Source organism: Roseibium sp., assembly GCF_965232425.1.
Classification (GTDB): domain Bacteria; phylum Pseudomonadota; class Alphaproteobacteria; order Rhizobiales; family Stappiaceae; genus Roseibium.
The window spans coordinates 5,926,316-5,950,281 of sequence record NZ_OZ246971.1; the positions used below are offsets into that span (position 1 = coordinate 5,926,316).

Below are 23,966 nucleotides of genomic sequence, written 5' to 3' on the forward strand. Positions count from 1 at the left end.
GATACCACTTACGCGCTACACCGGCTTTCCCGCAAGCAGTGCGTCCAGCCGTCCGTCTTTCTCCAGCGCGGCAAGGTCATCGCTGCCGCCGATATGGCTCGCGCCGATGAAAATCTGCGGGACCGTGCGTCGGCCATTGCTGCGCGCGACCATGACATGCGCCGCCTCCGCGTCACGGTCCACGTCGACTTCCGCGAATGAGACCCCCTTCTTTCTCAGGAGCGCCTTGGCAGCCCGGCAATGGGGGCAATCGGGTGTCGTGTAGATCAGGACGCCGGAACCGTGCCCCCCGGCCATGTTGTCCTGAAGCCAGCCGATCACTTCGGCAGCGGACCTGTTCGGTGGAAAGACCGGATAGAAAACATGCTCGACCACGCCATCCTTGAGAATGAGGGTCAGCCGCTTGATCAGCCGCATCCCCTCGACCACCATGGTCGGCAGGCGCATGGCGTCCGAGAACTCGAAATCGGCATCGCTCAGGACCGGGAAAGACAGATCCAGGCGGTCGGAGAGTTCCTTCTGATAATCTGCGGTCTGCGTGCTCAAGCCGAAAACGCTGACTCCAAAGGCAGCGAAGACGTCCTTCTCCGCCTGAAACGACAGCGTCTGCGGGGTGCAGCCGCGCGCGCCGGGAATATCGTTCCAGCCGGGCGGCAACTCGACGCCGGGAACACCGGTCATCGGATAGGCGTAGACGACCACCCTGCCCGGCACCTTCGAAAGATCCACCCGGTCTCCCGTCGTCGCCCGCAGACCGACAGAGGACACTTTCATGCCCTTCAGATGATCAGCTCCGCCATCATCGACCGGCCGTGGCAGGTCATCGGGAAGGACAAGCGGATTGGTGGTGTTTTGCGTGCTTGTCATGCGTGCGGTTCTCCCGGCGGTTTCTGGCGGCTAGGCACAATAGATCTCAGATCTTTTCGTGTCTTCGGCGATCATGGTGCGCAGCCATGTCATCAGCTTCTTCAAGGGCGGGCGCTTGACACCCTGCCGTGTCAGCATGTGATAGCCGGTTCCCGGGTCTTCTTCATCCTCGAAAAGCACCTGCAGGCTGCCTGCGTCGATGTCCGGCTTGATAAACGCCTTGGCAGTCGCCGACACGCCCTCGCCGCGCCTGAGGCCTTCAAGCAGCATGTAGCCCGGCAGATGGGTGACGTTGAGCTTCTCACAGGGTACGACGCCCTGGTTCTCCATCCAGATGGCCAGTTCGTTGGTGCCGTATTCCTGCAGCCAAGGAAAATCCAGAATGTCCTCGGGGCTGTCGATCGCCCTGTCGCCGATCAGGCAACGTGCTCCGACAACGGCGAAGTTCGTCGGCAAAAGCAGTTCAGAATCGAGACCTGGCCAATCGCCCCTGCCGAAGCGGATCGCCATGTCGGTGCCGCCGGGGGTCAGTTCAATGACTTCGGCCGTCGGGTTGAGCATCAACTCGATGTCCGGGTGCTTCAGCCGGAAATCGTTGATCCGCGGCATCAGCCAGCTGACCGCGAATGTCGGCGTCATGGTGATGTTCAACGGCCTCGCCTGGTCGTCCTTGAGGAGCGCATCGACGGTGTCGCGGATGGCTTCGAAACCGCCCTTCAGTCCGCCGAACAATTGTTCACCTTCCAGGGTCAGCGCGACACCCCGGCCTTCCCGCACGATCAGTTTCAGTCCCATGAAACTCTCGAGGCTTCGGATCTGCTGACTGACAGCCGCATGGGTGACATTGAGCTCCCGTCCGGCGGCGGAAAGGCTTTTTGTCTCGGCCACGACGGCAAACACCTTGAGACTGTTCAGCGGAGGCAGTGCACGCCAATCCATATGTAACTTTTCCTTACATATCAAAATTCTTCCTGACTCGCGTTTCTCCCACGTCAGAGCCATATTCTCATCAGACGCCAACCGAGGAGTGTAAGTCAATGTTAGATATTTATGCACGCAGCCTTCTGGAAGCAACCCGGTCTTCGCGCGCTGAAACGATGGACCCGCGCACCAAGCGCCGTCTGGCCGAGGAACGGAACAGGGAAGAACAGGCCGCCCGTGTCTGGTGGCGCCGGCCCTATTGGGTGTGATCCCCGCGAGCCTTCATCGACGGTCTCGACAAGACAGGGTCCGGCACAAATGCCGGACCCTGCTTTTTTTTGGATCACACCGGATGCCCTTGCCCACGCAGTGCCTTCCGTTTGCTGCTGAAACTGACTTATGCTGCCCGGGTTCGACGACGCCTGAAATCAAGTCTTTGCAAGGGGAACCCATGCGCCAAGCGCCTTCGGAATGGACAGTGCAAGCGGTCCTTCAACACCTTGCCGATCTCGGAACAGAGGAAAACCGGCAGGGCATGGCGCGGTTCGGCATCGATGCTTCCAGAGCCTTCGGTGTGCCGCTTTCCGTTCTGCGCCCTTTTTCAAGGAAGCTCGAAAAGTCGCCGGACCTTGCAAGCGATCTTTGGGCTTCCGGGTTTCACGAGGCCCGGCTGCTCGCGATACTGATCACGCCTCCGAAGGCTATGACGGCAGCGCTGATGCAGCGCTGGCTTGACGACATCCAGTCCTGGGATCTCTGCGACCAGCTCACCAATGTCTACGCCCGGCGCCCGGATTCAGGCGCGCTCGTTGCGGAGCTTGTGGCGAGCGAGCGCGCGTTCGTGAAGCGGGCCGGATTTGCGCTGATCGCCTGGCGCGCCGTCCACGCGAAAACCGCTCCGGATCAGGCGTTTCTGGACTGCTTCGGCTTCATCCGCGCGGCCGCCACGGACGACCGCAATTTCGTCTGGAAGGCGGTGCATTGGGCGTTGAGGCAGATCGGCAAACGCTCGGCGTCCCTCCATGGTCCGGCGTTGAACCTGGGCGAAGAACTGGCCCGATCCGACGACCGGACCGCGCGCAGGATCGGCCGTGAAACCGTCAAGGAGCTGTCCTTGCCAAAAGTGCGTGAGCGCCTCGGAATCGGATAATCCCGCTCAAACCTCGACTTCGACGGTGCCGATCGGGTTGGAACAGCACGCGAGGATGTATCCTGCCTCTATGTCATCTTCACTGATCCCGCCGGAATGGACCATGTGCACTTCGCCGTTCAGCTTCCGGACCTTGCAGGTCCCGCAAACGCCGAACGTGCATCCGGACGGAATGTTGAGGCCGGCATCCTTGGCAACCGCAAGCACTGTATCGGTCTCGGTGCACCAGGCAGAGACACCCGAATCGGCGAAAACGATCTGCGCCTTGGTGTCTTCCTGCGGGACGACATCGTCAAACTCGGTCAGTTCCGCCTTGGTTTCGGCAGGTGCCTGGAAACTCTCCTGATGGTAGCGGTCCATATCGTACCCGAGCGCGTTCAGGATCTCCCTGACAGCATCCATGAATCCTTCCGGACCGCAGCAATAGACATCGCGCTCCAGGTAATCGTTGCACATCAGACCGAGCATCAGCTGGTTGAAATGCCCGCGATAGCCGGTCCAGACCTCGTAGGGATCGCTCTGCTTGACGACGAAATGCAGTTGCAGCCCGGTCACCCGGCTCGCCATGTATTCCAGTTTCTGACGGAAGATCAGATCCGCCGGACGTCTGGCGCACTGGATGAAACAGATGTCCGGGTCCTCGCCCCGTTCAAAAAGCGTCTGGGCCATCGACATCATCGGCGTGACGCCTGAGCCTGCCGAGATGAACAGGAACTTGCCGTCCGGGCTCGGCGGCAGATGAAAGAGCCCGGCAGGACCGAACGCTTTCAGGCGCATGCCCGGCTTCAGGTTGTCCAGAAGCCAGCGCGATCCCTGGCTCCCAGGCTGGGCCTTGACGGTCACCGAAACATAAGCGTTGGAAACCGGAGAAGACGACAGCGTGTAGGTTCTCTGCACATTGCCGCCGGGCAGCGGCAGATCCAGCGTGATGAACTGCCCTGCCCGGTAGACAAACGTCGCCCCGGACGGTGGACGGAATGAGAAGGTTTTCACATCGGGTGCTTCGGGCACCACCATCACGCATTCCAGCAATTCGCTGTCGGACCAGACAGGCGTGTCGCGTCCCGGCATCGGTATCATGGGCTTACTCCGCCGCGACACGGAAGCGTCCGAGAAGGGACGTTTCAAGATGCGCCGCATACCAGTCGACGAACTGGATGACGCCGCTTTCCTGCACCGGTGAATACGGCCCGGGCTCATAGGCCGGCGAACAGATGCCGATCTGGTTTTCCTCGACGATCCGGCGGTCCTCGTCATTGGTATGGGTCCAGACCTCGGTCAGCCGCTCCAGATCGTAGTCGACACCTTCCTGCGCATCCTTGTGAACCAGCCACGTGGTGGTCACTTCGGATTCCATCGGCCCGATCGGCAGTACACGGAAGGTGAGAACCTGATCCGACAGGAAATGGTTCCATGTGTTCGGATAGTTGAAGAACAGGCACGTTCCGGCATTGTCGAAGGGAACGGTTCCGATCCGCTTCGACACGGCCGCCTTGCCGTCCATGGTGTAGCTGACGGCTTCCCCCAGGAACGGAATGCGCACGAAGCGCCACTGCTCGTTCGGCGAGATCACGTATTTCGCGGGCAGTCCTGCGTTCTCGCAGCGCTCGACGTGCTGCTTGCCGACGTTTGAGGTGGACGCATCATCGGCCCCGACAAGGTTCGGATCGTCGGGGAACGTCCGGCACAGCGAAGGATGGGAGCCGGAACAGTGATAGCATTCCCGGTTGTTCTCCAATACGAGCTTCCAGTTGCCTTTCTCGATGATCGTCGACTGGTGCGCGACCTTCAGATTGCCAAGGTCGTGGGGCCCGAGATAACGTTCGGCCTGACGTTGCAGGCCGGATGCGTCGGGTGCGGTCTCGGCAAGACAGATGAAGACCATGCCGGACACATCAATGCAGTGAACCGTCTTCAGCCCGTGATCCCCGGGCTTGAAGTCGGCTCCCATCTCACGTGCCCAAAGGAGCTTGCCGTCAAGTTCATAGGTCCACTGATGGTAGGGACACACCAGCTTGGGCGCCGATCCCCTGGCCGCGGAACAGATGCGGCTGCCGCGGTGGCGGCACGAATTGTGGAAGGCCCGGATGACCCCGTCAGCACCGCGCACGACAATGACGGAGTACGCGCCGATCTGCAGCGTGACGAAGTTTCCGGATTTCGGGAGTTCTGCGGAACAGATCGCGAAAACCCAGTCTTTCTGCCAGATGTGGGCGAGATCGGCCTGAAACACGTCGCTGTCTGTATAGAACGGCTGCGGCAGTGAATAGCCGGGCCGCCGGCTCATCAAGAGCGATAGAATGTCCGCGTCGCTGTACATGTGTGTGATCCTGATGTGTTCGCTGCCACCGGGCGTTGATGCTGCGAAAAACTAGTCCCGGACCAATCCTCCGCCATAGCTCAAAAACGGCATCCGCTTATTCAAGTGAGACGCTGCCCAAAAATTCCGCAGCCAGGCGAAGTCAGATGTCTTTCACCAGCCTCAAAGCGTCGTAGATCGCGGCATGTGTGTTCCTGGCGGACACCGCATCCCCAATCCGGAACAGGGCAAAATCCCCATCGGGATTGGCCTCAAGCGGCTGGGGACGGCCAAAAATCAGCGCTTCCTGGTTCACGGCGCCGAGGTTTTTCGACCGTGGCTTGAGGCCGAAATAGAGCTCGTCCAGCGGAACCGTTGCGTGGTTGACGACGATCTGGTCGAAGTCGCGCGTCTCGGTATGGCTGGAATAGTCCGTTCCGATAACCGCCGTGATCCTGTTGCCCGCGCGTTTGGCGGCTTTCAGGCGATAGGTGACCGTGAAGCGGACATCCTTGTCCTGGAGCGCGCGCATGTAGGGCACCAGGTTCATTCCCATGACTTCCGGCGAGAAAGAACGATCCGGCGTCATGATCTCGACATGCGCGCCGGTCTCGGCGATCATTTCGGCCGCCTGCAGAGCTGCATGATCCCCTGCGTCGTCGAACACGAGAACCTGCCGGCCCGGTTTGACATCCCCGGCAATGATATCCCAGGCGGAGACGACCAGATCGTTGCCCTCGGACAGCACATCGGTATGGGGCAGACCACCTGTCGCGACAATAACAGTATCCGGCGATTCTGACGTAACGTCAGACTCTTCTGCGTATGTATTGAAGTTGAATCTCACATTTCTGGCAAGGCATTGCTGCATGCGCCAGTCGATGATCGATATCATCTCGCGCCGCCTCTCGGACTGGGCCGTCAGCCGCACCTGTCCGCCCGCATCGGGTGCTGCCTCGAAGACGACAACATCGTGGCCGCGTTCCGATGCAACGCGGGCCGCCTCCATGCCGGCGGGGCCTGCCCCGACAACAACCACCTTTTTGGTTTCGCTTGCCGGCGTTATCTCGTGCGGCATCGTCAGCTCGCGGCCCGTGGCGGGATTGTGAATGCACAGAGCTTCACCCCCCTGGTAGATCCGGTCAAGGCAGTAGGTCGCACCGACACAGGGCCTGATATCCTCTTCCCGCTTTTCCGAGATCTTCCGGACGATCAGGGGATCGGCCATGTGCGCGCGCGTCATGCCGACCATGTCCAGCAATCCCTCGGCGATCGCGTGACGTGCCGTTGCAACGTCGGGGATTTTGGCCGCGTGGAATGTCGGCAGGCCGATTTCCCGCCGCACCCTTCCGGCGAAGTCGAGATGCGGCGCGTTGCGCATGCCCTGCACCGGGATGACGTCCGTCAGCGCGGCGTCGGTGTCGATATGGCCGCGGATCACGTTGAGGAAATCGATTTGACCGGTCGCTTTCAGGCGCCGCGCGATTTCCAGCCCTTCCTCGGCGGTTATGCCCCCCGTCATCGCCTCGTCGGCCGTAAAGCGAATTCCAAGAATGAACTCCTCCCCGACCCGTTGCCGGATGGCATCTATGACCTCAAGGGAAAACCGCATCCGGTTCTCAAGCGTCCTGCCGCCGTAAGGACCGTCAAGCTGGTTTGTCGCCGGCGACCAGAACTGGTCCATCAAGTGGCCGTAGGCTTCCAGTTCGACGCCGTCCATGCCGCCTTCCTTCATGCGCTCCGCAGCGTCGGCATAGTCCTGGATGATGCGCGCGATATCCCAGTCCTCGACTAGTTTCGGGAAAAACCTGTGCGCCGGTTCCTGGGCCATGGTCGAGGAAACGGACGGCAGCCAGTCGCCCTTGTTCCAGCCGGTCCGGCGGCCCAGATGGGTGAGCTGGATCATGACGGCGCAGCCGTGGTCGTGGCAGGCATCGGTCAATTGCCGGATCCACGGCACGACTTCGTCGCGGTAAGCGAGGATGTTGTTGAAGGCGGGCGGCGAATTGCGCGACACGGCAGCCGAACCCGCCGTCATCGTCAGTGCGACCCCTGCCCTTGCCCGGGTCTCGTGATAGGCCCGGTAGCGCTCCTTGGGCATGCCGTCCTCGGGATAGGCCGGCTCATGTGACGTGATCATGATCCTGTTTTTCAGCGTCAGGTGCTTGAGCTGATAAGGCTGCAGCAGTGGATCCCTTGACATGCGCTTCCCTCAATTCGCATCCGGCCGGCCTGCCCGGTCAGTGGCGAGCTTATTGCGGAGGGCTGCAAGGTGAAAAGCCGCAAAAACGACATTTATGTCGTTTTTAATGACATGCATGTCAATTTGGCTTGTTCGGCCGGAAACCAACTGCTAACGAGCCTCCATGACCGAACCCCTGATCGAAAAAACCAGCGGATGGCGCGGAACACGCGAGCTCTGGATCCAGGCAGCATACAGCGCCTTGCTGGACAGCGGCATTGATGCGGTCAAGGTCATGCCGCTGGCGGAACGCATGGGCCTGTCCCGAACGAGTTTCTATGGTCACTTTTCGGATCGCAAGGATCTGCTCGACGCACTGATCGAGCTCTGGCAATCGAAAAACACCGGCAATCTGATCCGGCGAACCGAGGCCTATGCAGAGACCATCACCGAGGCCATCCTGAACGTATTCGATCTGTGGCTCATGCCGGATCTGTTCGATTCAAGACTTGAATTTGCCGTCCGGAACTGGGCCCATTCCGACATGCGGCTCGCCGGGATGCTGGAAGAGGCCGATCTGATCCGGGTCGCGGCGCTGCAGTCCATGTTCGAGCGCTTCGGCTTCGAAGCCCTCCACGCAAACGTGCGGGCAAACACGGTCTATCAGACCCAGATCGGCTATATTTCCATGAAGAAGGACGGGCCATCGGACCCGCTGGCTCCGCGCCTCGAACGCATGCGCACCTATGCGGAAATCTTTGCCGGACAGCCGGTGACCGATGCCGAGGCCGCCCGTTTTTTCGCGCGGCATCCCCTCAACAGCGCTTGAGACTCCCGGCTACGAGACAGCGTTGCACGTGCTGGCCGCAGCAGGACTGCGAAAAGACGTGGGATCATGAAGGCTAAGCGTCTCCCCGGACTTTTTCCGGAACGACGTAGGACAATGGCAGAGCCGTCGTGTTCTTGATCTGCTCCATCGCAAAGGTCGTCGACACATCCGAGATCTCTATTTTTGCGATCAGCTTTTTATAGAAGGTGTCGTAGGCTTCGATATCCGGCACGGCAACCCGCAGAAGATAGTCGACCTGCCCCGCCATGCGGTAGAACTCGACCACTTCGGGAAATTCCTGGATCACGTCGGCGAATTTTTTCAGCCAGTCTTCCGAATGCTGGCTTGTCGTGATCGCAACGAAGGCAGTCACCTTGGCGTTCACCTTGGTCGGATCCAGGATGGCCACGCGTCCGGTGATGACCCCGTCTTCCTCCATTTTCTGGATCCGGCGCCAGCATGGCGTCGTCGACAGGCCGACACGCCGGCCGATTTCGGCAACCGGAACGGTGCAGTCTTCCTGAAGTATCGACAGAATGCGGCGATCGATGCGATCAATCATGGCGGTGAGTTCCAATTCCAGGCACGCGACGTTCAACACGGACATATCAGCCTGAAGGAAATGAATCCAGAGACAGGCATGTTGACGTATGGAATTTTTCTTGCAGCATGTCAAACTTCGCCGATCGGAGCAAATTATCCTCAACCTCGCCGAAAAGGCTAGATCAGCCGTACCACTTCCGCCCTGAGAACGGGCAGAAGATCTGCTTCGAACCACGGGTTCTTTCTGAGCCAGGCGTTGTTGCGCCATGACGGGTGCGGCAGCGGCAATACCTTCGGCTTTCCGCCGGCAACCGCAGCGGTGAAATAGTCCTGCCAGGAACCAACAGTTTCCGTGAGGCTTTTCTTACGCATCGCGCCGAGATGATACGCCTGCGCATATTGTCCGATCACCAGGATCAATTCCAATTTCGGCATTTCGGCAAACAGGGCATCATGCCAGATGTCGCGGCATTCCTTGCGCGGCGGAAGATCCCCGCCCTTGTCGTCAAGGCCCGGAAAGCAGAACCCCATCGGCACGATCGCGAGCCGTTCGGCGTCGTAGAAGACGTCCTCGTCAATTCCCATCCAATTTCTGAGCCGGTCGCCGGAGGGATCGGTGAACGGCCGGCCGCTTTTGTGCACCCGCGTGCCGGGTGCCTGCCCGCTGATGCAAAGCCGCGCGTTCGACGACACCTGCAGGACAGGCCTCGGCTCGTGCGGCAGGGCCTCTCCGAGCGGATCGTCGCTGCATTTCCGGCAGGCACGAATACGCGTGGCAAGGTCGTTGAGCGATGAGGAATTATGTTGAAAGGACAAAGAGTTGCACCCTGATACAGCCGGTTAACGCAATGCTTACCACGATCCTGAGGACGATCTTAAGGAATGATGAGTCAGAGTGCATAAACACGCAGCATCACAATAACGATATCAACATTTTCCGGCGTCCCATGAAGTCCCAAGCGTCAGATACAATTGGCGACACAATCGCGATCAACAGGCGGCGCGCCGAGCGGCGGCGCGAGCTTGCACGCTCGGTGCGTGATATCCGCAGCCGCCTTGGCGCGCCTGAAAACCGCCAATCGACCTTTGAGCACGAGCGCCAGCACCTTTTTGCCGATACGCGCATCAACGCGGCGTTTGCCGCGCCGCTGCTTGCGCTGATCGTTGCGGCGATCTCCTCGCTCTGGGTCAGTCCGCAGTTCATGGGCGCCTGGTTCCTCGTCACCATCTGCACGCACTTCCTGATGGTCGTGATCAGCCACTCCTATGAAAAAGCGCCTTCGGACCAGAAAGTGCGGGTTGTCTGGCGCCGCCGGTTCACGGCCGGCGACCTGATCTACGGATGCAGCTGGGCGATGTTCTTCCTGATGCCGGAACGGATCGGGTCCGGAGAAGGCCTGGTCATCTTCCACTTTGCGACGCTGCTGATCGTCATCGCGATGAACACGATGCAGTCGGCCAATCTGCCGAAATGCCTACTGGCAAGTACGTTGCCGATCACGTTCGTCGTGACCTTCAGTTTCCTGCAGCAGTCCAGCGCCGTTCACTACACGCTCGCGGCCATGGCCATCGGAGCGCAGGGCTTCTTCCTGATCCTGGGCAACCAGCTCCTGAAAAACGCCAACACGATGCTGGAATACCGTGCGGACAAGGATCACCTGATCGCCGAACTCGAAACCGCGAATTCCGTTTCCGACGAAGCACGCCGGCGTGCCGAAGCCGCCAATCTGGCGAAATCCCGGTTCCTGGCGACGATGAGCCACGAGCTGAGAACGCCGCTCAACGCCATTCTCGGGTTTTCCGAAATCATGAAGGACGAGGTTCTGGGTCCCATGACCAACAAGAACTACCGGTCCTACGCGGAAGACATTCACGGGTCGGGCGAACATCTTCTCAACCTCATCAACGAGATACTGGACCTTTCACGGATCGAGGCCGGCCGTCACGAGTTGCACGAGGAAAGCATCTACCTGCACGACGTGGTCGCCGAATGCGGGACGATGATGAAGGTCCGTGCAAAGGCGAAGTCGATCGCGCTTCATCATGCGCACCAGGCGGATCTGCCGCGTGTCTGGGCCGATGAGCGTGCCGTGCGGCAGGTCATTCTCAATCTGATGTCGAATGCCGTGAAGTTCACGCCTGTCGGGGGTGAAGTCCGGGTAAATCTGGGACCGACGTCAGATGGCGGACAGTATGTTTCCATTCGCGACAATGGTCCGGGCATTCCCGAGGAGGAAATTCCAACGGTGCTCGAAGCCTTCGGTCAGGGGTCGCATGCGATCAAGAGTGCCGAACAGGGAACCGGTCTCGGTCTTTCCATTGTCCAGGCACTCGTCAGCATGCATGACGGCAAGTTCAGCATAAAGTCCAAGTTGGGCCAGGGCACGGAAGTGATCGTATCACTGCCGCCGTCGCGAAACATGAACTATGCGGCGGAGACGAACCATTCCCCGGCCGTTGCAGCGGCGCAGCAAAACAAAACCGCCCGCAGCGCCTGAAGTCAGGACTTTCCGGAAACACCCGCGTCAGCAAACGTCGCCATGCCGGAATGCATTTCGGACGCGGCCTTGACCACGCCGGCTGCGAGCGCCGCGCCAGAGCCTTCGCCCAGCCGCATTCCGAAATCGAACAAGGCGTCCTTGCCGAGCCTCTCAAGCACGCGTCCGTGCGCATGCTCCGCGGAGACGTGTGCGAACAGGCAATGATCGAGCCCGGCGGGGTTCATCGCGTAGACCACTGCCGCAGCGGCCGTGGTGACAAAGCCGTCGACGATGACGGGAACACGCTGCAGGCGCGCGGCGATGATGAGGCCCGCCATGGCCGCTATTTCACGGCCGCCGACCTTTCTGAGGATCTCAAGCGGATCGGTCTCGCCGTTCAGCCTGGCCACCGCTTTCTCAACGGCCTCGCGCTTGCGGGCAAGACCGTCGTCATCGACACCGGTTCCGCGGCCGATCCAATCGGAGGCCTCCCCTCCGAACAGACCATGAAAGACGGCCGCTGCGACCGTGGTGTTGCCGATCCCCATTTCACCGAGGCAGATCAGATCAATCCCCCCGGCCAGCGCTTCCATGCCGTAGGCCATGGTCGCGGCGCAGTTGGCCTCGTCCATGGCGTCTTCGCGGGTGATGCTCGGCGTCGGCATGTCAACCGCGAGATCGAATACCTTCAGGCCGATATCGTTGACCCGGCAGAGCTGGTTGATGGCGGCTCCGCCGGCCGCGAAGTTTTCAACCATCTGCTTGTTAACGGCACTTGGAAACGCCGACACGCCTTCGTCGGCGACCCCGTGCGCGGACGCAAAGATCGCGACCATCGGCCGAGTGACCTTCGGCGGCGCGTTTCCGGACCAGGCGGCCAGCCATTCCGCGATTTCTTCCAGACGTCCGAGAGAACCGGCAGGTTTCGTCAGCTGACTGTCCCTGTCCCTGACCTTCTGCAACGCCTCCTCGTCCGGACCCGGCATCGACTTGACGAGGTTGCGGATATCATCGAACGGAAGCGCGGTCTCGGATAGGGACATGGTGTTTTTCCCGGTCTGGTTTTTATGGGAGTCCCGATACTTGGTCCTCTCTGGCGGCTGATCTATAACGGCGCGTTGGAAAAACTCAAGCACAGGACCGGCCTGATGAGCTCGGAAACCGACCAATCCTCAGATTCTCGGGAAAAACACGGTCAGAACGGGTCCGCGGCCGCACGTTCGAAACCGACTGGTTCGCTGGCAATGCTCGCAGCCGACACGGCCGCGTGCGTCCGTTTTTTTTCCCGCCTTCCCCTGCCGAAAGTGAATGGTGCCGACAATCCGGCGGCGGCACCGCATTTTCCGCAAATCGCCGGCGCGGCGCCGCTGGCAGGCCTTGTCGTCGCCCTTCCCGCCGCCGGTCTTGGAACGGTGCTCGGTTACACCGCCCTGCCCGATATCGCGGTCGCCACGCTTGTCCTCGCAGCGTTGTGCACAACGACCGGGGCCCTGCACGAAGACGGCCTCAGCGATGTCGCCGACGGCTTCTTCGGCGGAACAACGCCCTCCCGCAGGCTGGAGATCATGAAGGACAGCCGCATCGGCGCTTTCGGCGCTCTCGCCCTCGTCCTGAGCGTTGTCCTGCGCATCTCCCTGCTGGCGGTTCTGTGGCAAAAATTCAGCCCGGCAGATGCAGCACTGCTGTTCCTCGGCACGGAAGTCCTCAGCCGCGCGGTCCTCGTGTGGCAATGGTCTCAACGACCGCTGGCGCGCCCGGAAGGCCTTGCGGCCAGATTTGGCAAGCCGGATGCTGGCACAGCGCGCAAAGCCGCGCTGCTGACGCTTCCCTTTCTCATTCCCGCCGCGCTTCTGCTGTCCCCCACAGCTCTTTTCCTGGGCCTTGTAATCGCAATAGGCATGGGGTTTGCCGTCGGGCACGTTGCTCAGGCAAAGATCGGTGGCGTAACCGGTGACGTTCTCGGCGCCATTCAGCAAATCTGCGGGCTTGGATTCCTTGTCGGGATGCTTATGGTGCCTTGAGCAGGTGTTAGGTGGGCGGCGACACGCGATGATTGACGAAATTCACGATGATTTGGCAGGCGCTTGGGCTCATGCCCTAAGATCCGTTTTGGTGTTGGCTCTGCTTGTCGTACTGGCCGGATGCGGAAGCCGCCCGGAATTCGGCGCGCTGGCGCTGACCGAAGTCCCCGCCCAGGGCGCAAAATCCCACGACATCATGGTCGTCACGACGCGTGAGCGCGACAGCCGTCCCGACACGTATTTCAACGGAGAGCGCGGCGAAGGGGTCAGCTACGCCCATGCCACAATCTCCGTTCCGCCGAACCACGAGGTCAGCCAGATCGAATGGCCCGAGAGCCTTCCGGGCAACCCGGAGACCGAATTCGTCGCCCGGGATGCCGGCTACATTGAGGACCAGAGCACCTTCATTCGCCAGATCAACAACCGTCTGGCGAAGATGCCACGCGGAAAACGCGACATTTTCCTGTTCATACACGGATACAACACGCTGTTTCCCGAAGCGCTCTATCGTTTTGTCCAGGTCGTCCACGACGGCGACATTGACGGTGTGCCCGTGCTTTTCACCTGGGCGTCGCGCGGGAAACTTCAGGATTATGTTTACGATCTGAACAGTGCCGCAGTCGCGCGGCAATCGCTTGCAGAAACCATGCTGCTGCTTGCCAAGACGAATGCGGACAACATCACCATTCTCGCGCACTCCATGGGCAACTGGCTGCTCATGGAGACGGCCGTCCAGTCCTCACCGGAGCAGCGCCGGGTGCTGCAGGGCAAGATCAAGGTGGTAATCCTGGCCGCGCCGGACATCGACATCGATCTCTTCAAGGCGCAGCTCAGGAAACTCGGCAGACCGACCAATCCCTATGTCGTCGTGGTTTCACGAGACGACCGCGCCCTGCGGCTGTCAAGGGCGATTGCCGGCGGCAAGGAGCGCGTCGGCGCTTATTCCAACGACGAGGAGCTTGCCGAACTCGGGGCGATCGTGATCGACGTGACGGAGCTGGATTCACTCGATTCGGCCAATCACTCCAAGTTCGCGCAGCTTGCGCAGCTCAGTCCGGAATTTCGAGAGACGCTCGGGCAATCGGGCCTGAGATCGTCGACTGACGCCTCGCGCGGCGCCACGCTGGGTGACAGTCTCGGCACTTTCGTCGGCAACACGGTTGCCCTTCCGGTCAACATCATCACGGCACCGTTCAATCCCGGCGGACTCCGCTGACGACGCATCCGCGGCTTGGACCGACGTTTTTATGACTTGGCAAAGCCATAATCTGTGGCCATATCGGCATCATGAACTCGCCATGTATAAGATTCTGCCAGATTGACCAGTCCACAGGATTGTGTGCCGGATGTTCGCGTTCGCTTGACGAAATCGCCGGCTGGGCCGGTTACAGCGAAGAACGGCGCGCCGAAATCATGGCCGACCTGCCCGGACGCCGCGCCGCCGAGGGGCAAGAAGGCGCCGAGTGATGAGCAACAAACCGAGGCAGATCAGGGGCTTCGTCGTCGCCGCACTGGTCGTCATCATGTTCGCGGCAGGGTTCTATTACTTCTTTGGCGACCCCACCGATCCGGAAAACATCAACTTCGACGACAGCGGACCGCGGATCGTCGCGTTGTCCGCGCTCGCCTTCGTCTTCCTGGCAAGCTTCATCTTCGGTCAGCCGAAAATCCGGGAAATCGTGCAGGGCACGCTTTTCTGGGGCGGTCTGTGCGCCCTTCTCGTCGTCGGTTACACGTACCGGACCGATCTCGTCCAGGCCGGTTACCGCGTGCTTGGTGCCCTTGCGCCAGGGCTCGCCGTCACGCAGCCCGACGGGTCGATCCTGATCGTCCGGGATGCAACCGGGCATTTCGTGCTTGATGGCCGGGTCAACGGGACGCGGACGCATTTCCTGCTCGATACCGGCGCCAGCGCCGTTGTGCTGACCTATGAGGATGCCCGTCGTGCCGGCTTCGATCCGGACGGGCTTTCCTTCACCGTGCCCGTCTCCACCGCCAACGGGCGGGCGATGGTCGCCCCCATCCTCATCGAGACAATCACGGTCGGCGATCACAGCCTGCGCAACATTCGCGGCTTCGTGGCGCGTGACGGGGCCTTGAACGGCAGCCTGTTCGGTCTCACCGCGCTGGACAAGCTCAGAAGCTGGCGCATCGAGGGTGATCGCCTGATCATGAATCCGTGATCTTCTACAGCATTATTCTGCTGCTTCCGCAGAGTGAGATAAGGGGCTGACCGCGGCCAGCGCCTTTTCGACAACCTCCAGCCCGACACCGGGCCGGATGGCCTCCACTGTCAGGATCCGCCGCCAGCTTCGTGCACCGGGACGCCCGTGAAAGAGACCGAGCATGTGGCGCGTCATGTGCGCCAGCTTGACGCCTTTTGAAAGCTGTCCTTCCAGGTAGCCCATATGCGCCCGCACGGCCGCCCAGGGAGACACGTCCCGCGCCGATGCGCCATAGAGCCTGCGGTCGACCTCTCCCAGGATCTGCGGCGTGTGATAGGCCGCACGTCCGAACATCAGCCCGTCCAGCGTCTCAAGAAAGGGCTCAGCCTCGTCCAGGCTCTGCAAGCCGCCGTTCAGGCCGATGAACTTCTTCGGAAAGCGGTGCTTGAGCCGCAAGACACGGTCGTAGTCGAGCGGTGGAATGTCCCGGTTTTCCTTCGGGCTCAAGCCCTTCAGCCAGGCCTTGCGCGCATGTACCCAGAGAGCATCCGCACCGGCAGCAAAAACCGCATCCACCATCCGATCCAGCGCTTCTTCCGGGTCCTGGTCGTCAACGCCGATGCGGCACTTCACCGTTACCGGGATATCGACTTCATCCTTCATGGAGGAAACGCAGGCGGCAACAAGTTCGGGTTCCTGCATCAGGCAGGCGCCGAAACGTCCCGATTGCACGCGGTCGGACGGACAGCCGACATTGATGTTGACCTCGTCATAGCCGAAATCCGCGGCGATCCTCGCAGAGGCCGCCATGTCCTTCGGGTCCGAGCCACCAAGCTGGCAGGCGATCGGATGCTCCAGGTCTGAGAACCCGAGCAGATGCTCCCGGTCGCCGTGAATGACCGCGCCGGTCGTGACCATCTCGGTATAGAGCAACGCATGCCGCGACAGCTGCCGGTGAAACGCGCGGCAATGCCGGTCCGTCCACTCCATCATGGGGGCAACGGCAAAGCGCGGCTTGTGGCCGGTATAGAGGCGGTCGGATGTCGTCATGGGCGCCTCCATATCATCAGAGTCTCTTTGACGCAAAGGTCCGGTTTGCATGACCGATCCGGCGGCGATGCATGGCACCGCCGCCGCATCAATCGCCTAGACGCGCTGGGTAAACGTCGCGGCCTTGACTTCGATGGCGTAGTCCCTGGCGAGGTCCAGGAACGCGTCATAGCTCTTCTGGACTTCCGCGAAGGCCGGATTGGCGGCTGCGTTCTCGGACATGACTTCGCCGACAGCGGTCTTCAGGGCCGCAATCACGTCGGCGGGGAATGCGCCGAAGGTGACGCCGTCGGCCTTGAGCTTCTGCATCGCGACCGCGTTGAAATAGTCGAACTGGGCCGCCGTCTCGACCGAGGTTGCCTCGGCCGCGTTGGCGATCACCGCCTGGAGATGGGCCGGCAGGCTTTCGTAAGCCGCCTTGTTGACAACAATCTCCAGCGCCGCTGACGGCTCGTGGAAGGCGGGCACGTAGCAGTATTTTGCAACCTTCTGCAGTCCGAACGCCATGTCGAGCATCGGCCCTACCCATTCCGCGGCATCGATCGCGCCGGACTGGAAGGACGGGAAGATTTCCGGCGGCGGCAACAGGACCGCGTTGACGCCGAGCTTGCGCATGGCCTCGCCGCCGAGCCCGGCAATACGCATGTTCAGTCCGGCAAGGTCGTTGAGGCTTTCGATCGGTTTCTTGAACCAGCCGGCGGACTGCACCCCGGAATTTCCGGAATAGAACGGCTTCAGGCCGCGTTCTGCATAGATCCCGTCCCAGAGATCCTGACCGCCGCCGTATCGGAGCCACGCGGTCGTCTCCACCGCCGTCATGCCGAAAGGCACGGCGGAGAAGAAGTGGAGCGCAGAGTTCTTTGAGGCCGCGTAGTAAGGCGTCGAGTGGCCGATTTCCGCCGTTCCCTGTTCCACGGCGTCTTCCACGCCAAACGGCGGCACGAGTTCGCCGCCGGAGAACACCTTGAGCGTCAGCTGGCCGTCGGACATGGCCGCGACGCGCTCGGCAAACGAAGTCACATTCGTGCCGACACCCGGGGCTTTTGCGGGAAAGGATGTGGGAAGTTTCCACTCGACCTTGCCCTGGGCAACGGCCGGTGCCGCCAGCATGGCGGCGGGTGCGGCGACCGCACCGGCTTTCAGAAATTCCCGTCTTTTCATCACCAGACTCCTCTCATCAAAACAAAACTCCGGGCAACCATGTCGCAAGAGCGGGGAAGATTGCAACAAGGCCGAGTGCCGCGAGCTGGATTGCCACGAATGGTATCACGGCGACATAGATTTGCGACGTTCGAATCTCGGCCGGCGCAACCGAGCGGAAATAGAAAAGCGCAAACCCGAAAGGCGGCGTCAGGAAAGACGTCTGCAGGTTCAGCGCGATCAGGACCGCAAACCAGACCGGGCTGATATCCGTCTGCAGAATGATCGGCCCGACAATCGGCACCACGATGAAGATGATCTCGACGAATTCCAGGATGAATCCGAGCAGAAAGATCACCAGCATGGTCAACAGCAACATGCCGTAAGCGCCGCCGGGCAGTGACTGGAGCAGTTCGGCAACATGCTCATCGCCGTCGAATCCACGGAAGACCAGCGACAAAATGCTGGCGGCCATCACGATGCCGAAGATCATTCCGGTGATCGTGACGGTCTCGCGCAGCGCGGATGCGAGCACGCCATTTCGCAGGAGCGACGCGGACACGGCAAGCATCAGGCCCAGCGCGGCAGCGGTCACGCCAACGGAGATCGCGGATTTCAGCGTCCAGCTGATGCGTCCGTCGGCAAAGTCGAGGCCGAGAATGCCGGCCTGACGGAGCGCGAACAGCGCAACAGCCAGAAGAGCGCAGAAGAGCGCCGGGCGGGCAATGGCCCGGCCCTGCCCCGCCGAAGCAATCAGCAACGCGCCGGCAACACCCACACTCGCCGCTTCCGTCGGCGTTGCAACGCCGATCAGGATGCTGCCGAGGACGGCGACGATCAGGCCGAGCGTCGGCGCAATGGCGCCAGTCAGCTGTCCGGCGGTGACGGTCTCCCGGTCCGCTTTCTGCCCTGTTTCCTTGTCGCTGCGGCTCAGGCGGAACACGACGTAACCGGCATAGAGCGCAACAAGCAGGAGCCCAGGAAGCAGGGCTCCGGCGAAAAGATCGCCGACGGTGACCGGGTCGGGCGCGAAGTTTCCGGCTTCCTGCTGGGCCTCAAAGTAGGCGTTGGAGATCTGGTCACCCAGCAGGATCAGCACGATCGAGGGCGGTATGATCTGCCCCAGCGTGCCGCTTGCACAGATCAGTCCGCTGCTCATGTGCCTGTCGACGCCGGCTTTCAGGAGGGCCGGAAGCATGATCGATCCCAGCATGACGATGGTCGCGCCGATGATACCGGTGGACGCGGCGATCAGGGCGCTGACCAGAACGACGGAAAGCGCCAGCGCCGACTGGTTACCGCCCAGCGCCGCACTCAGGCTCTTGAGCATCCGCTCCGCCTGCTGCGATTTTTCCAGCAGAAGTCCCATCAGCACGAACAGGGGCACCGCCAGCAGCAGCGGGTTCGTCATGATGCCGAAAATCCGCTGCGGAACGGCCTGGAAGAAAACAAGGTCGAAGTCGCCGAAGGATGCGGCCAGGAGCGCAACAAGCGTCGGCGCGCCCGCAATGGCCAGCAGCACGGGGACACCGGAGAGAATGCAGGCGAAGACGGTGAGCGCCATCACGAGCAGCCAGGCGATTTCGATGCTCATGACGCCTTCCGCCGAAAGAACCCGATGACCCGTGAAACGGTCAGCCAGGCCACCAGTGCCGGCAGGATCAAAAGGCAGGTCTTGACGAGGAAAAGCCCCGGCAATCCACCGGTTTCAGGCGATCCTTCGAAGATTGCCCAGGAGCTGCGCACTAGAGGATAGGCCATCCAGAGCATGATGAGGAAGACCGGCAGGGCCAGGGCCATGTCACCCAGCCAGTCGATCCGCCGATTGGCCGCCTCGGTGAGTCTTTGCCGGATAACGTCGACACGGACATGCTTGTCCGCCTCGAACGACACGGCGACGGAAAGAGCCACCAGCGAGGCGAACGCATAGTTGACCGCATCCTGAATTTCCAGAAAGCCGAAACCCAGAAGGTAGCGCATCAGGACCATGGAAAGCTGGCCCAGAAAGACGATCACCGCAAGCAGCATGCAGATCCGTCTCACGCCCGAAAACACCACTCTTATCAAATGTATCCATCCTGCCAAATGCCGCGTGTGGAGCAGCTTCCGTGTTGCGGCCTACCCTGCCGGGCGGCCTCAACTTATTCAGCGTCCGGTGCTTTGTATACAGACAACTGCCACGCGGTGTCAGCGGGCTAGCGAAGCGTCCCGCAGGTTGACCGGCCGCAGCTTACACAGCACGATGCTTCCACCTGTCTTTCTCGCGCCCGTTCTCTCAGGCCAATTGGAGATCTGTCCATGCGGATCGGTATCGAAATCCTTGTTGTTGCGTGTCTTGCAAGCGTTGCTGCAAGCGCGCAGGAGGCCCCCGCTCCCTTCGCGTCATTCGACAAGGCCGGACCCGACGTCCTGAACGATCCCCATGACCTGGCCTTCGGGCCGGACGGACGCCTCTATGTCGCGGACAAGTTCGGAAACCGGATTGCCGTCGTTGATCCGGACACGCTGGATGTCGTGGAAAGCCTGAGCGCGGGAAAGTTGCCCGGCGCGCATGACATCTCATTCGGCCCTGGCGGCGAGGTCGCAGTCGCGGTGACAGGATTTGGCAGCGTGTTCGTCTTCAGCGGTATCGAGACGCTTGATGGTGAACCCTCCGCCACGCTGGCCGCCCCCAGGACCGAGGGCGCGCTCGCGCACAGCAACGGACGCATCTATGCGATGGCAGGCGGGACCGGGCTTTTGATCGCCTACGAGAATGGCGAAGCGGTCGCGAGCGCCGGCTCGCACCCGGGCGCGCACGATGTCGCCGAAGGTCCTGACGGCTCGGTCTGGGTGGCCGACAATTTCAACCGGCGGCTTGTACGGTACTCGCCAAGCCTTGAAAAATTGCAGACGGTCGAAGGACCGCAATTCGGGTTTTACGGACCCCGCTATCTCGACATCGACAGTTTCGGCAGGCTTGTCGTCGCGGACCAGGATGCACACCGCATCCTGATGATCGATCCGGACACGGAAGACGGCGCCGTTCTCGTCGGTGTTCTGGGAACCGGGACACCCGGAAAGGGACCCAACCTCTTCGACGATCCCGAAGGCGTCGCCATTCGGGGCAACGAGTATTACTTCTCCGACAGCGACAACAACAGGATTGTCCGCTACACGGTTGCGATCAACTAATCGGGCAGGCAACGGCCGGGCACAACGTCCCGGCCGAAATCCCCATCACGGGCGATGAAAGCGCTGACGCTCCTCTTCCCTGCGCTCGTCGTCGGAGCGCAGCTCCAGCCACATGGCGTTCAGAATCGCAAGGCAGCACGCCAGCGGCATTCCGAGGATCCAGGCAAAATACCACATCTTGTCGTCTCCTCAGTAAGCCGTGTGGTTGTCGCGCTCGATGGTTTCCTCGTCCACCTTGCCCCAGAGCACCTTATAGACCCAGGCGGTGTAGACGAGGATGATCGGCAGGAAGATGACGGTTGCCACCAGCATGTTGAACAGGGTCCGGTGCGTCGAGGACGCATCCCAGACGGTCAGGCTCGCCTCCGGCTGCACCGAAGACGGCAGGATGAACGGAAACATGGAAATCCCGACCGTCGCGATGATCCCGACGATCGCCGATTTCGAAAAGGCGAAGATGAGCATCTCCATCCTTGTCTGTAGCAGCAGCAGCGTTCCGAGCAATCCGAGGAAGCCCAGGCCGGGTACGATCCAGAGTAACGGATAAGCGGCATAGTTCGCCATCCAGGCACCGTCCTCGATCGCCGCGGTCTTGGCCAGCGGGTTCGCCTGCATGTTCGGATCGACGTCCGACGTGATCCGGAACCCGTCGACATACCCGCTTGCAACGAGATAGCCGCCAAGCGCGAACAGGGCGATGCCAAGCAGCGCGGCAATCGTGCCGTATCGCCGGGCTCTTGTTGCGATTTCTCCGGTGGTGCGCATGACCAGCCACACGGCGCCATGCATCACCAGCATGGCGACGGAGAGCAGTCCGCACAGCAATGAGAACGGAGAGAAGAGGCCGAAGAAAGATCCCTCGTAGGTCATCCTGAGGTCGTTATCGAGCGAGAACGGCACGCCCAGCAGCACGTTGCCGACCGCGACGCCGAACACCAGAGCCGGCACGAAGGATCCGACAAAGAGTGCCCAGTCCCAGCTGTTGCGCCAGGACGGATCAGGCCGCTTCGACCGGTACTTGAAGGCGACCGGGCGCAGGATCATCGCGGCAAGCACCACGAACATGGCAAGATAGAAACCGGAGAAGCTGATCGCGTAGAGCGGCGGCCAGGCGGCGAAGATCGCCCCTCCCCCGAGAATGAACCAGACCTGGTTGCCTTCCCATGTCGGGCCGATGGTATTGATCACCACGCGGCGTTCGATGTCGGTTTCGGCAATGAACGGCAGCAGCGCGCCGACGCCCATGTCGAAACCGTCGGTGACCGCAAAGCCGATCAGGAGGATGCCGAGCAGGACCCACCAGATCACTTTCAGTGTCGAATAGTCGATCATTTCATAAAGGATCATGACCGGTCACTCCGCTGGAACAGGGGCTGCGCCGGAAACCGGCTGTGCGCTTGCAGGCGGCGATGCGGTCCCGGCCGGTTCGCCGTCGTCCGGACCGATCCGGATGTACTTGATCATCAGGGCGATCTCGATCACCAGCAGCGTGCTGTAGAGGATCACGAAGCCTGCCAGTGTCAGCAGGACCTCTGTGACCGACAGGCTGGAGACCGCAGCGGAGGTCGGCAGCATGCTTTCGATGATCCACGGCTGGCGGCCGTACTCCGCAACGAACCATCCCATCTCGCAGGCGATCCACGGAAGCGGGATCGACCATACGGCGACATGAAGCAGCCACCGGTGCTTTTCGCGCAGGAGATCCAGTTTTCCAGATGAGGAATAATAGAAGAAAACGGTGGTCAGCAGGATGAAGAAGAAGCCGCATGCCACCATGATCCGGAAGGCGTAGAACATCGGCCAGACGTTCGGCACGGTGGACCAGGCTGCCTCCTCGATCTGCTCGGTGGTCGCTTCCATCGGATTGTCCGTATAGGGCAGCAGCAGGTAGGCATAACCGAGCGAGCTGGCATTGTAGCTGAAGGTTTCTCGAACCTCTTCAGACACCGTTTCCGGGTTCTCGCGGATCTTCTGCAGGGCATCCCAGGCAATGGCACCCTGACGGATGCGGTCCTTGGAACGGTCGACGAGTTCATTGATGCCCGGGATCACGGTGTCCAGCGACCGGGTCGCGATCAGACCCATGACATAGGGCACCTCGATCGCGAAGATGTTCTCCCGTTTTTCCATGTCCGGCCAGGCGACGACGTTGAAGGCCGCGGGCGCCGGTTCGGTCTCCCACATGGCCTCGATCGTCGCGAGCTTCATCTTCTGGTTCAGGTTGGCCTCGTAGCCGCTTTCATCGCCGAGGACGACAACGGACAGAGCCGAGGCGAAGCCGAAGGCGGACGCGATCGCCATTGACCGCTTGGCGATCTGGAGATGTCTGCCCTGAAGCATGTACCAGGCGGAAATGCCCAGCATGAAGAGTGCGGCCGTGACATACCCGGCCGAAACCGTGTGCACGAATTTGGCCTGCGCAACCGGGTTGAACAGCACGTCGAAGAAACTGCTGACCTCCATGCGCATGGTGTCCGGATTGAAGATGGCCCCGACCGGATTCTGCATCCAGCCGTTGGCGATCAGGATCCAGAGCGCGGAGAAGTTGGTCCCGAGCGCGAGCGCCCAGGTTGCTGCCAGGTGCTGGCGCCTGGTGAGCTTGTCCCAGCCGAAGAAGAACAGGCCGACAAACGTGGCTTCGAGGAAGAAGGCCATCAGGCCTTCGATGGCCAGCGGTGCGCCGAATACATCGCCCACATACTGGCTGAAATAGGCCCAGTTCATGCCGAACTGGAATTCCATCGTAAGGCCGGTGGCAACACCGAGGACGAAATTGATCCCGAACAGCGTTCCCCAGAACTTGACCATGCGCTTCCAGATCTCGCGGCCGGTCATGACGTAGACCGTCTCCATGGTCGCGAGCAGAATGGACAATCCGATGGTCAAAGGCACAAACAGGAAGTGATAAAGCGCTGTCATGGCAAATTGCAGCCGGGACAGATCGACGACACTCAGTTCCATTGCATTCCCCCTTTTCAAACCCTCAGGGTCTGAACCTTAAGTCAGGGCTGCTCTCAACAGACATGATGCAACTCGGCGCACTCATCGCCATACAAAATGCTTGTCTTTTCCCGTCAAAAAAACCGTTAAGAGCAATAGGCTACCGAATCCGGATGGTGGCTCAGGCCAGCAGAGAGGTCAATGC

The 23,966-nt window shown here is 60.9% G+C and carries 24 protein-coding genes; 9 read left to right on the top strand and 15 right to left on the bottom strand.

What is annotated here, in order from left to right; genetic code table 11:
* Positions 1-15: 15 nt before the first annotated feature.
* Positions 16-867, bottom strand: a complete 852-nt coding sequence (gene grxC, locus ACO08A_RS27060; RefSeq protein WP_422038949.1) for a glutaredoxin 3 — start codon at positions 865-867, stop codon at positions 16-18.
* 30 nt (positions 868-897) lie between these two features.
* Positions 898-1,806, bottom strand: coding sequence for a LysR substrate-binding domain-containing protein (locus ACO08A_RS27065; protein ID WP_422038950.1), 909 nt, complete (start codon positions 1,804-1,806; stop codon positions 898-900).
* Between the two features lie 98 nt (positions 1,807-1,904).
* Here ACO08A_RS27065 and ACO08A_RS27070 point away from each other — a divergent pair, with 98 nt between their 5' ends.
* Both ACO08A_RS27070 and ACO08A_RS27075 read left to right on the top strand, forming a co-directional pair.
* Positions 1,905-2,057: a hypothetical protein gene (locus ACO08A_RS27070; RefSeq protein WP_306143596.1), complete on the top strand. Its 153-nt coding sequence runs from the start codon at positions 1,905-1,907 to the stop codon at positions 2,055-2,057.
* 182 nt (positions 2,058-2,239) lie between these two features.
* Complete coding sequence (locus ACO08A_RS27075) at positions 2,240-2,938, top strand: DNA alkylation repair protein (RefSeq protein ID WP_422038952.1); 699 nt, start codon at positions 2,240-2,242, stop codon at positions 2,936-2,938.
* A 6-nt stretch (positions 2,939-2,944) separates the two neighbouring features.
* Here ACO08A_RS27075 and ACO08A_RS27080 read toward each other — a convergent pair whose 3' ends face one another.
* The 3 genes from ACO08A_RS27080 to ACO08A_RS27090 all read right to left on the bottom strand — a co-directional run bounded on the left by ACO08A_RS27080 (position 2,945) and on the right by ACO08A_RS27090 (position 7,440).
* Entirely contained in the window at positions 2,945-4,018 is a 1,074-nt protein-coding gene (locus ACO08A_RS27080; RefSeq protein WP_422038953.1) for a 2Fe-2S iron-sulfur cluster-binding protein, read from the bottom strand.
* Between the two features lie 4 nt (positions 4,019-4,022).
* Positions 4,023-5,258, bottom strand: coding sequence for an aromatic ring-hydroxylating oxygenase subunit alpha (locus tag ACO08A_RS27085; RefSeq protein WP_422038954.1), 1,236 nt, complete (start codon positions 5,256-5,258; stop codon positions 4,023-4,025).
* Positions 5,259-5,400: 142 nt separating this feature from the next.
* Positions 5,401-7,440 (bottom strand): FAD-dependent oxidoreductase, encoded by a 2,040-nt coding sequence (locus ACO08A_RS27090; RefSeq protein WP_422038955.1) that lies wholly within the window; start codon positions 7,438-7,440, stop codon positions 5,401-5,403.
* A 163-nt stretch (positions 7,441-7,603) separates the two neighbouring features.
* Between ACO08A_RS27090 and ACO08A_RS27095 the strand changes: the two genes are divergently transcribed.
* Positions 7,604-8,248 carry a TetR/AcrR family transcriptional regulator gene (locus tag ACO08A_RS27095; protein ID WP_422038956.1) on the top strand — a complete coding sequence of 215 codons (645 nt, stop codon included), beginning with the start codon at positions 7,604-7,606 and terminating at the stop codon, positions 8,246-8,248.
* A 73-nt stretch (positions 8,249-8,321) separates the two neighbouring features.
* Here ACO08A_RS27095 and ACO08A_RS27100 read toward each other — a convergent pair whose 3' ends face one another.
* Positions 8,322-8,807 carry an Lrp/AsnC family transcriptional regulator gene (locus ACO08A_RS27100; protein WP_422041823.1) on the bottom strand — a complete coding sequence of 162 codons (486 nt, stop codon included), beginning with the start codon at positions 8,805-8,807 and terminating at the stop codon, positions 8,322-8,324.
* A gap of 161 nt (positions 8,808-8,968) precedes the next feature.
* Positions 8,969-9,607 (bottom strand): uracil-DNA glycosylase family protein, encoded by a 639-nt coding sequence (locus ACO08A_RS27105; protein WP_422038957.1) that lies wholly within the window; start codon positions 9,605-9,607, stop codon positions 8,969-8,971.
* Between the two features lie 131 nt (positions 9,608-9,738).
* On the opposite strand from ACO08A_RS27105, the gene ACO08A_RS27110 reads away from it, so the two are divergent.
* Entirely contained in the window at positions 9,739-11,289 is a 1,551-nt protein-coding gene (locus ACO08A_RS27110) for a sensor histidine kinase (RefSeq protein ID WP_422038959.1), read from the top strand.
* Between the two features lie 2 nt (positions 11,290-11,291).
* Here the strand turns inward: ACO08A_RS27110 and cobT are convergent, their stop codons facing one another.
* Entirely contained in the window at positions 11,292-12,314 is a 1,023-nt protein-coding gene (cobT, locus tag ACO08A_RS27115) for a nicotinate-nucleotide--dimethylbenzimidazole phosphoribosyltransferase (protein WP_422038960.1), read from the bottom strand.
* 105 nt (positions 12,315-12,419) lie between these two features.
* Between cobT and ACO08A_RS27120 the strand changes: the two genes are divergently transcribed.
* The 4 genes from ACO08A_RS27120 (at position 12,420) to ACO08A_RS27135 (ending at position 15,475) form a co-directional block, all read left to right on the top strand.
* Positions 12,420-13,292 (top strand): adenosylcobinamide-GDP ribazoletransferase, encoded by an 873-nt coding sequence (locus ACO08A_RS27120; protein WP_422038961.1) that lies wholly within the window; start codon positions 12,420-12,422, stop codon positions 13,290-13,292.
* 91 nt (positions 13,293-13,383) lie between these two features.
* On the top strand, positions 13,384-14,508 hold the full coding sequence (locus ACO08A_RS27125; protein WP_422038962.1) for an alpha/beta hydrolase: 1,125 nt from the start codon (positions 13,384-13,386) through the stop codon (positions 14,506-14,508).
* Positions 14,509-14,579: 71 nt separating this feature from the next.
* Entirely contained in the window at positions 14,580-14,759 is a 180-nt protein-coding gene (locus tag ACO08A_RS27130; RefSeq protein WP_422038963.1) for a DUF1289 domain-containing protein, read from the top strand.
* Positions 14,759-15,475, top strand: a complete 717-nt coding sequence (locus ACO08A_RS27135) for a retropepsin-like aspartic protease family protein (RefSeq protein WP_422038964.1) — start codon at positions 14,759-14,761, stop codon at positions 15,473-15,475. Before ACO08A_RS27130 ends, ACO08A_RS27135 begins: the two co-directional genes overlap by 1 nt.
* 12 nt (positions 15,476-15,487) lie before the next feature.
* Here the strand turns inward: ACO08A_RS27135 and dusA are convergent, their stop codons facing one another.
* The 4 genes from dusA to ACO08A_RS27155 form a co-directional block, all read right to left on the bottom strand.
* Positions 15,488-16,507 carry a tRNA dihydrouridine(20/20a) synthase DusA gene (gene dusA / locus ACO08A_RS27140; RefSeq protein WP_422038965.1) on the bottom strand — a complete coding sequence of 340 codons (1,020 nt, stop codon included), beginning with the start codon at positions 16,505-16,507 and terminating at the stop codon, positions 15,488-15,490.
* Between the two features lie 96 nt (positions 16,508-16,603).
* On the bottom strand, positions 16,604-17,668 hold the full coding sequence (locus tag ACO08A_RS27145) for a TRAP transporter substrate-binding protein (RefSeq protein WP_422038966.1): 1,065 nt from the start codon (positions 17,666-17,668) through the stop codon (positions 16,604-16,606).
* Between the two features lie 16 nt (positions 17,669-17,684).
* Positions 17,685-19,241, bottom strand: a complete 1,557-nt coding sequence (locus tag ACO08A_RS27150) for a TRAP transporter large permease (protein ID WP_422038967.1) — start codon at positions 19,239-19,241, stop codon at positions 17,685-17,687.
* The gene (locus ACO08A_RS27155; protein WP_422038968.1) at positions 19,238-19,690 is read right to left on the bottom strand and encodes a TRAP transporter small permease subunit; all 453 of its coding nucleotides are present in this window, start codon (positions 19,688-19,690) and stop codon (positions 19,238-19,240) included. Before ACO08A_RS27155 ends, ACO08A_RS27150 begins: the two co-directional genes overlap by 4 nt.
* A gap of 255 nt (positions 19,691-19,945) precedes the next feature.
* Here ACO08A_RS27155 and ACO08A_RS27160 point away from each other — a divergent pair, with 255 nt between their 5' ends.
* Complete coding sequence (locus ACO08A_RS27160) at positions 19,946-20,821, top strand: hypothetical protein (RefSeq protein WP_422038969.1); 876 nt, start codon at positions 19,946-19,948, stop codon at positions 20,819-20,821.
* A gap of 45 nt (positions 20,822-20,866) precedes the next feature.
* Here ACO08A_RS27160 and cydX read toward each other — a convergent pair whose 3' ends face one another.
* The 3 genes from cydX to ACO08A_RS27175 are packed head-to-tail and all read right to left on the bottom strand — an operon-like array spanning position 20,867 to position 23,782.
* The gene (gene cydX, locus ACO08A_RS27165; RefSeq protein ID WP_319387106.1) at positions 20,867-20,998 is read right to left on the bottom strand and encodes a cytochrome bd-I oxidase subunit CydX; all 132 of its coding nucleotides are present in this window, start codon (positions 20,996-20,998) and stop codon (positions 20,867-20,869) included.
* Positions 20,999-21,010: 12 nt separating this feature from the next.
* On the bottom strand, positions 21,011-22,168 hold the full coding sequence (gene cydB, locus ACO08A_RS27170; protein ID WP_422038970.1) for a cytochrome d ubiquinol oxidase subunit II: 1,158 nt from the start codon (positions 22,166-22,168) through the stop codon (positions 21,011-21,013).
* A gap of 6 nt (positions 22,169-22,174) precedes the next feature.
* Complete coding sequence (locus ACO08A_RS27175; protein WP_422038971.1) at positions 22,175-23,782, bottom strand: cytochrome ubiquinol oxidase subunit I; 1,608 nt, start codon at positions 23,780-23,782, stop codon at positions 22,175-22,177.
* Positions 23,783-23,966: the final 184 nt, after the last annotated feature.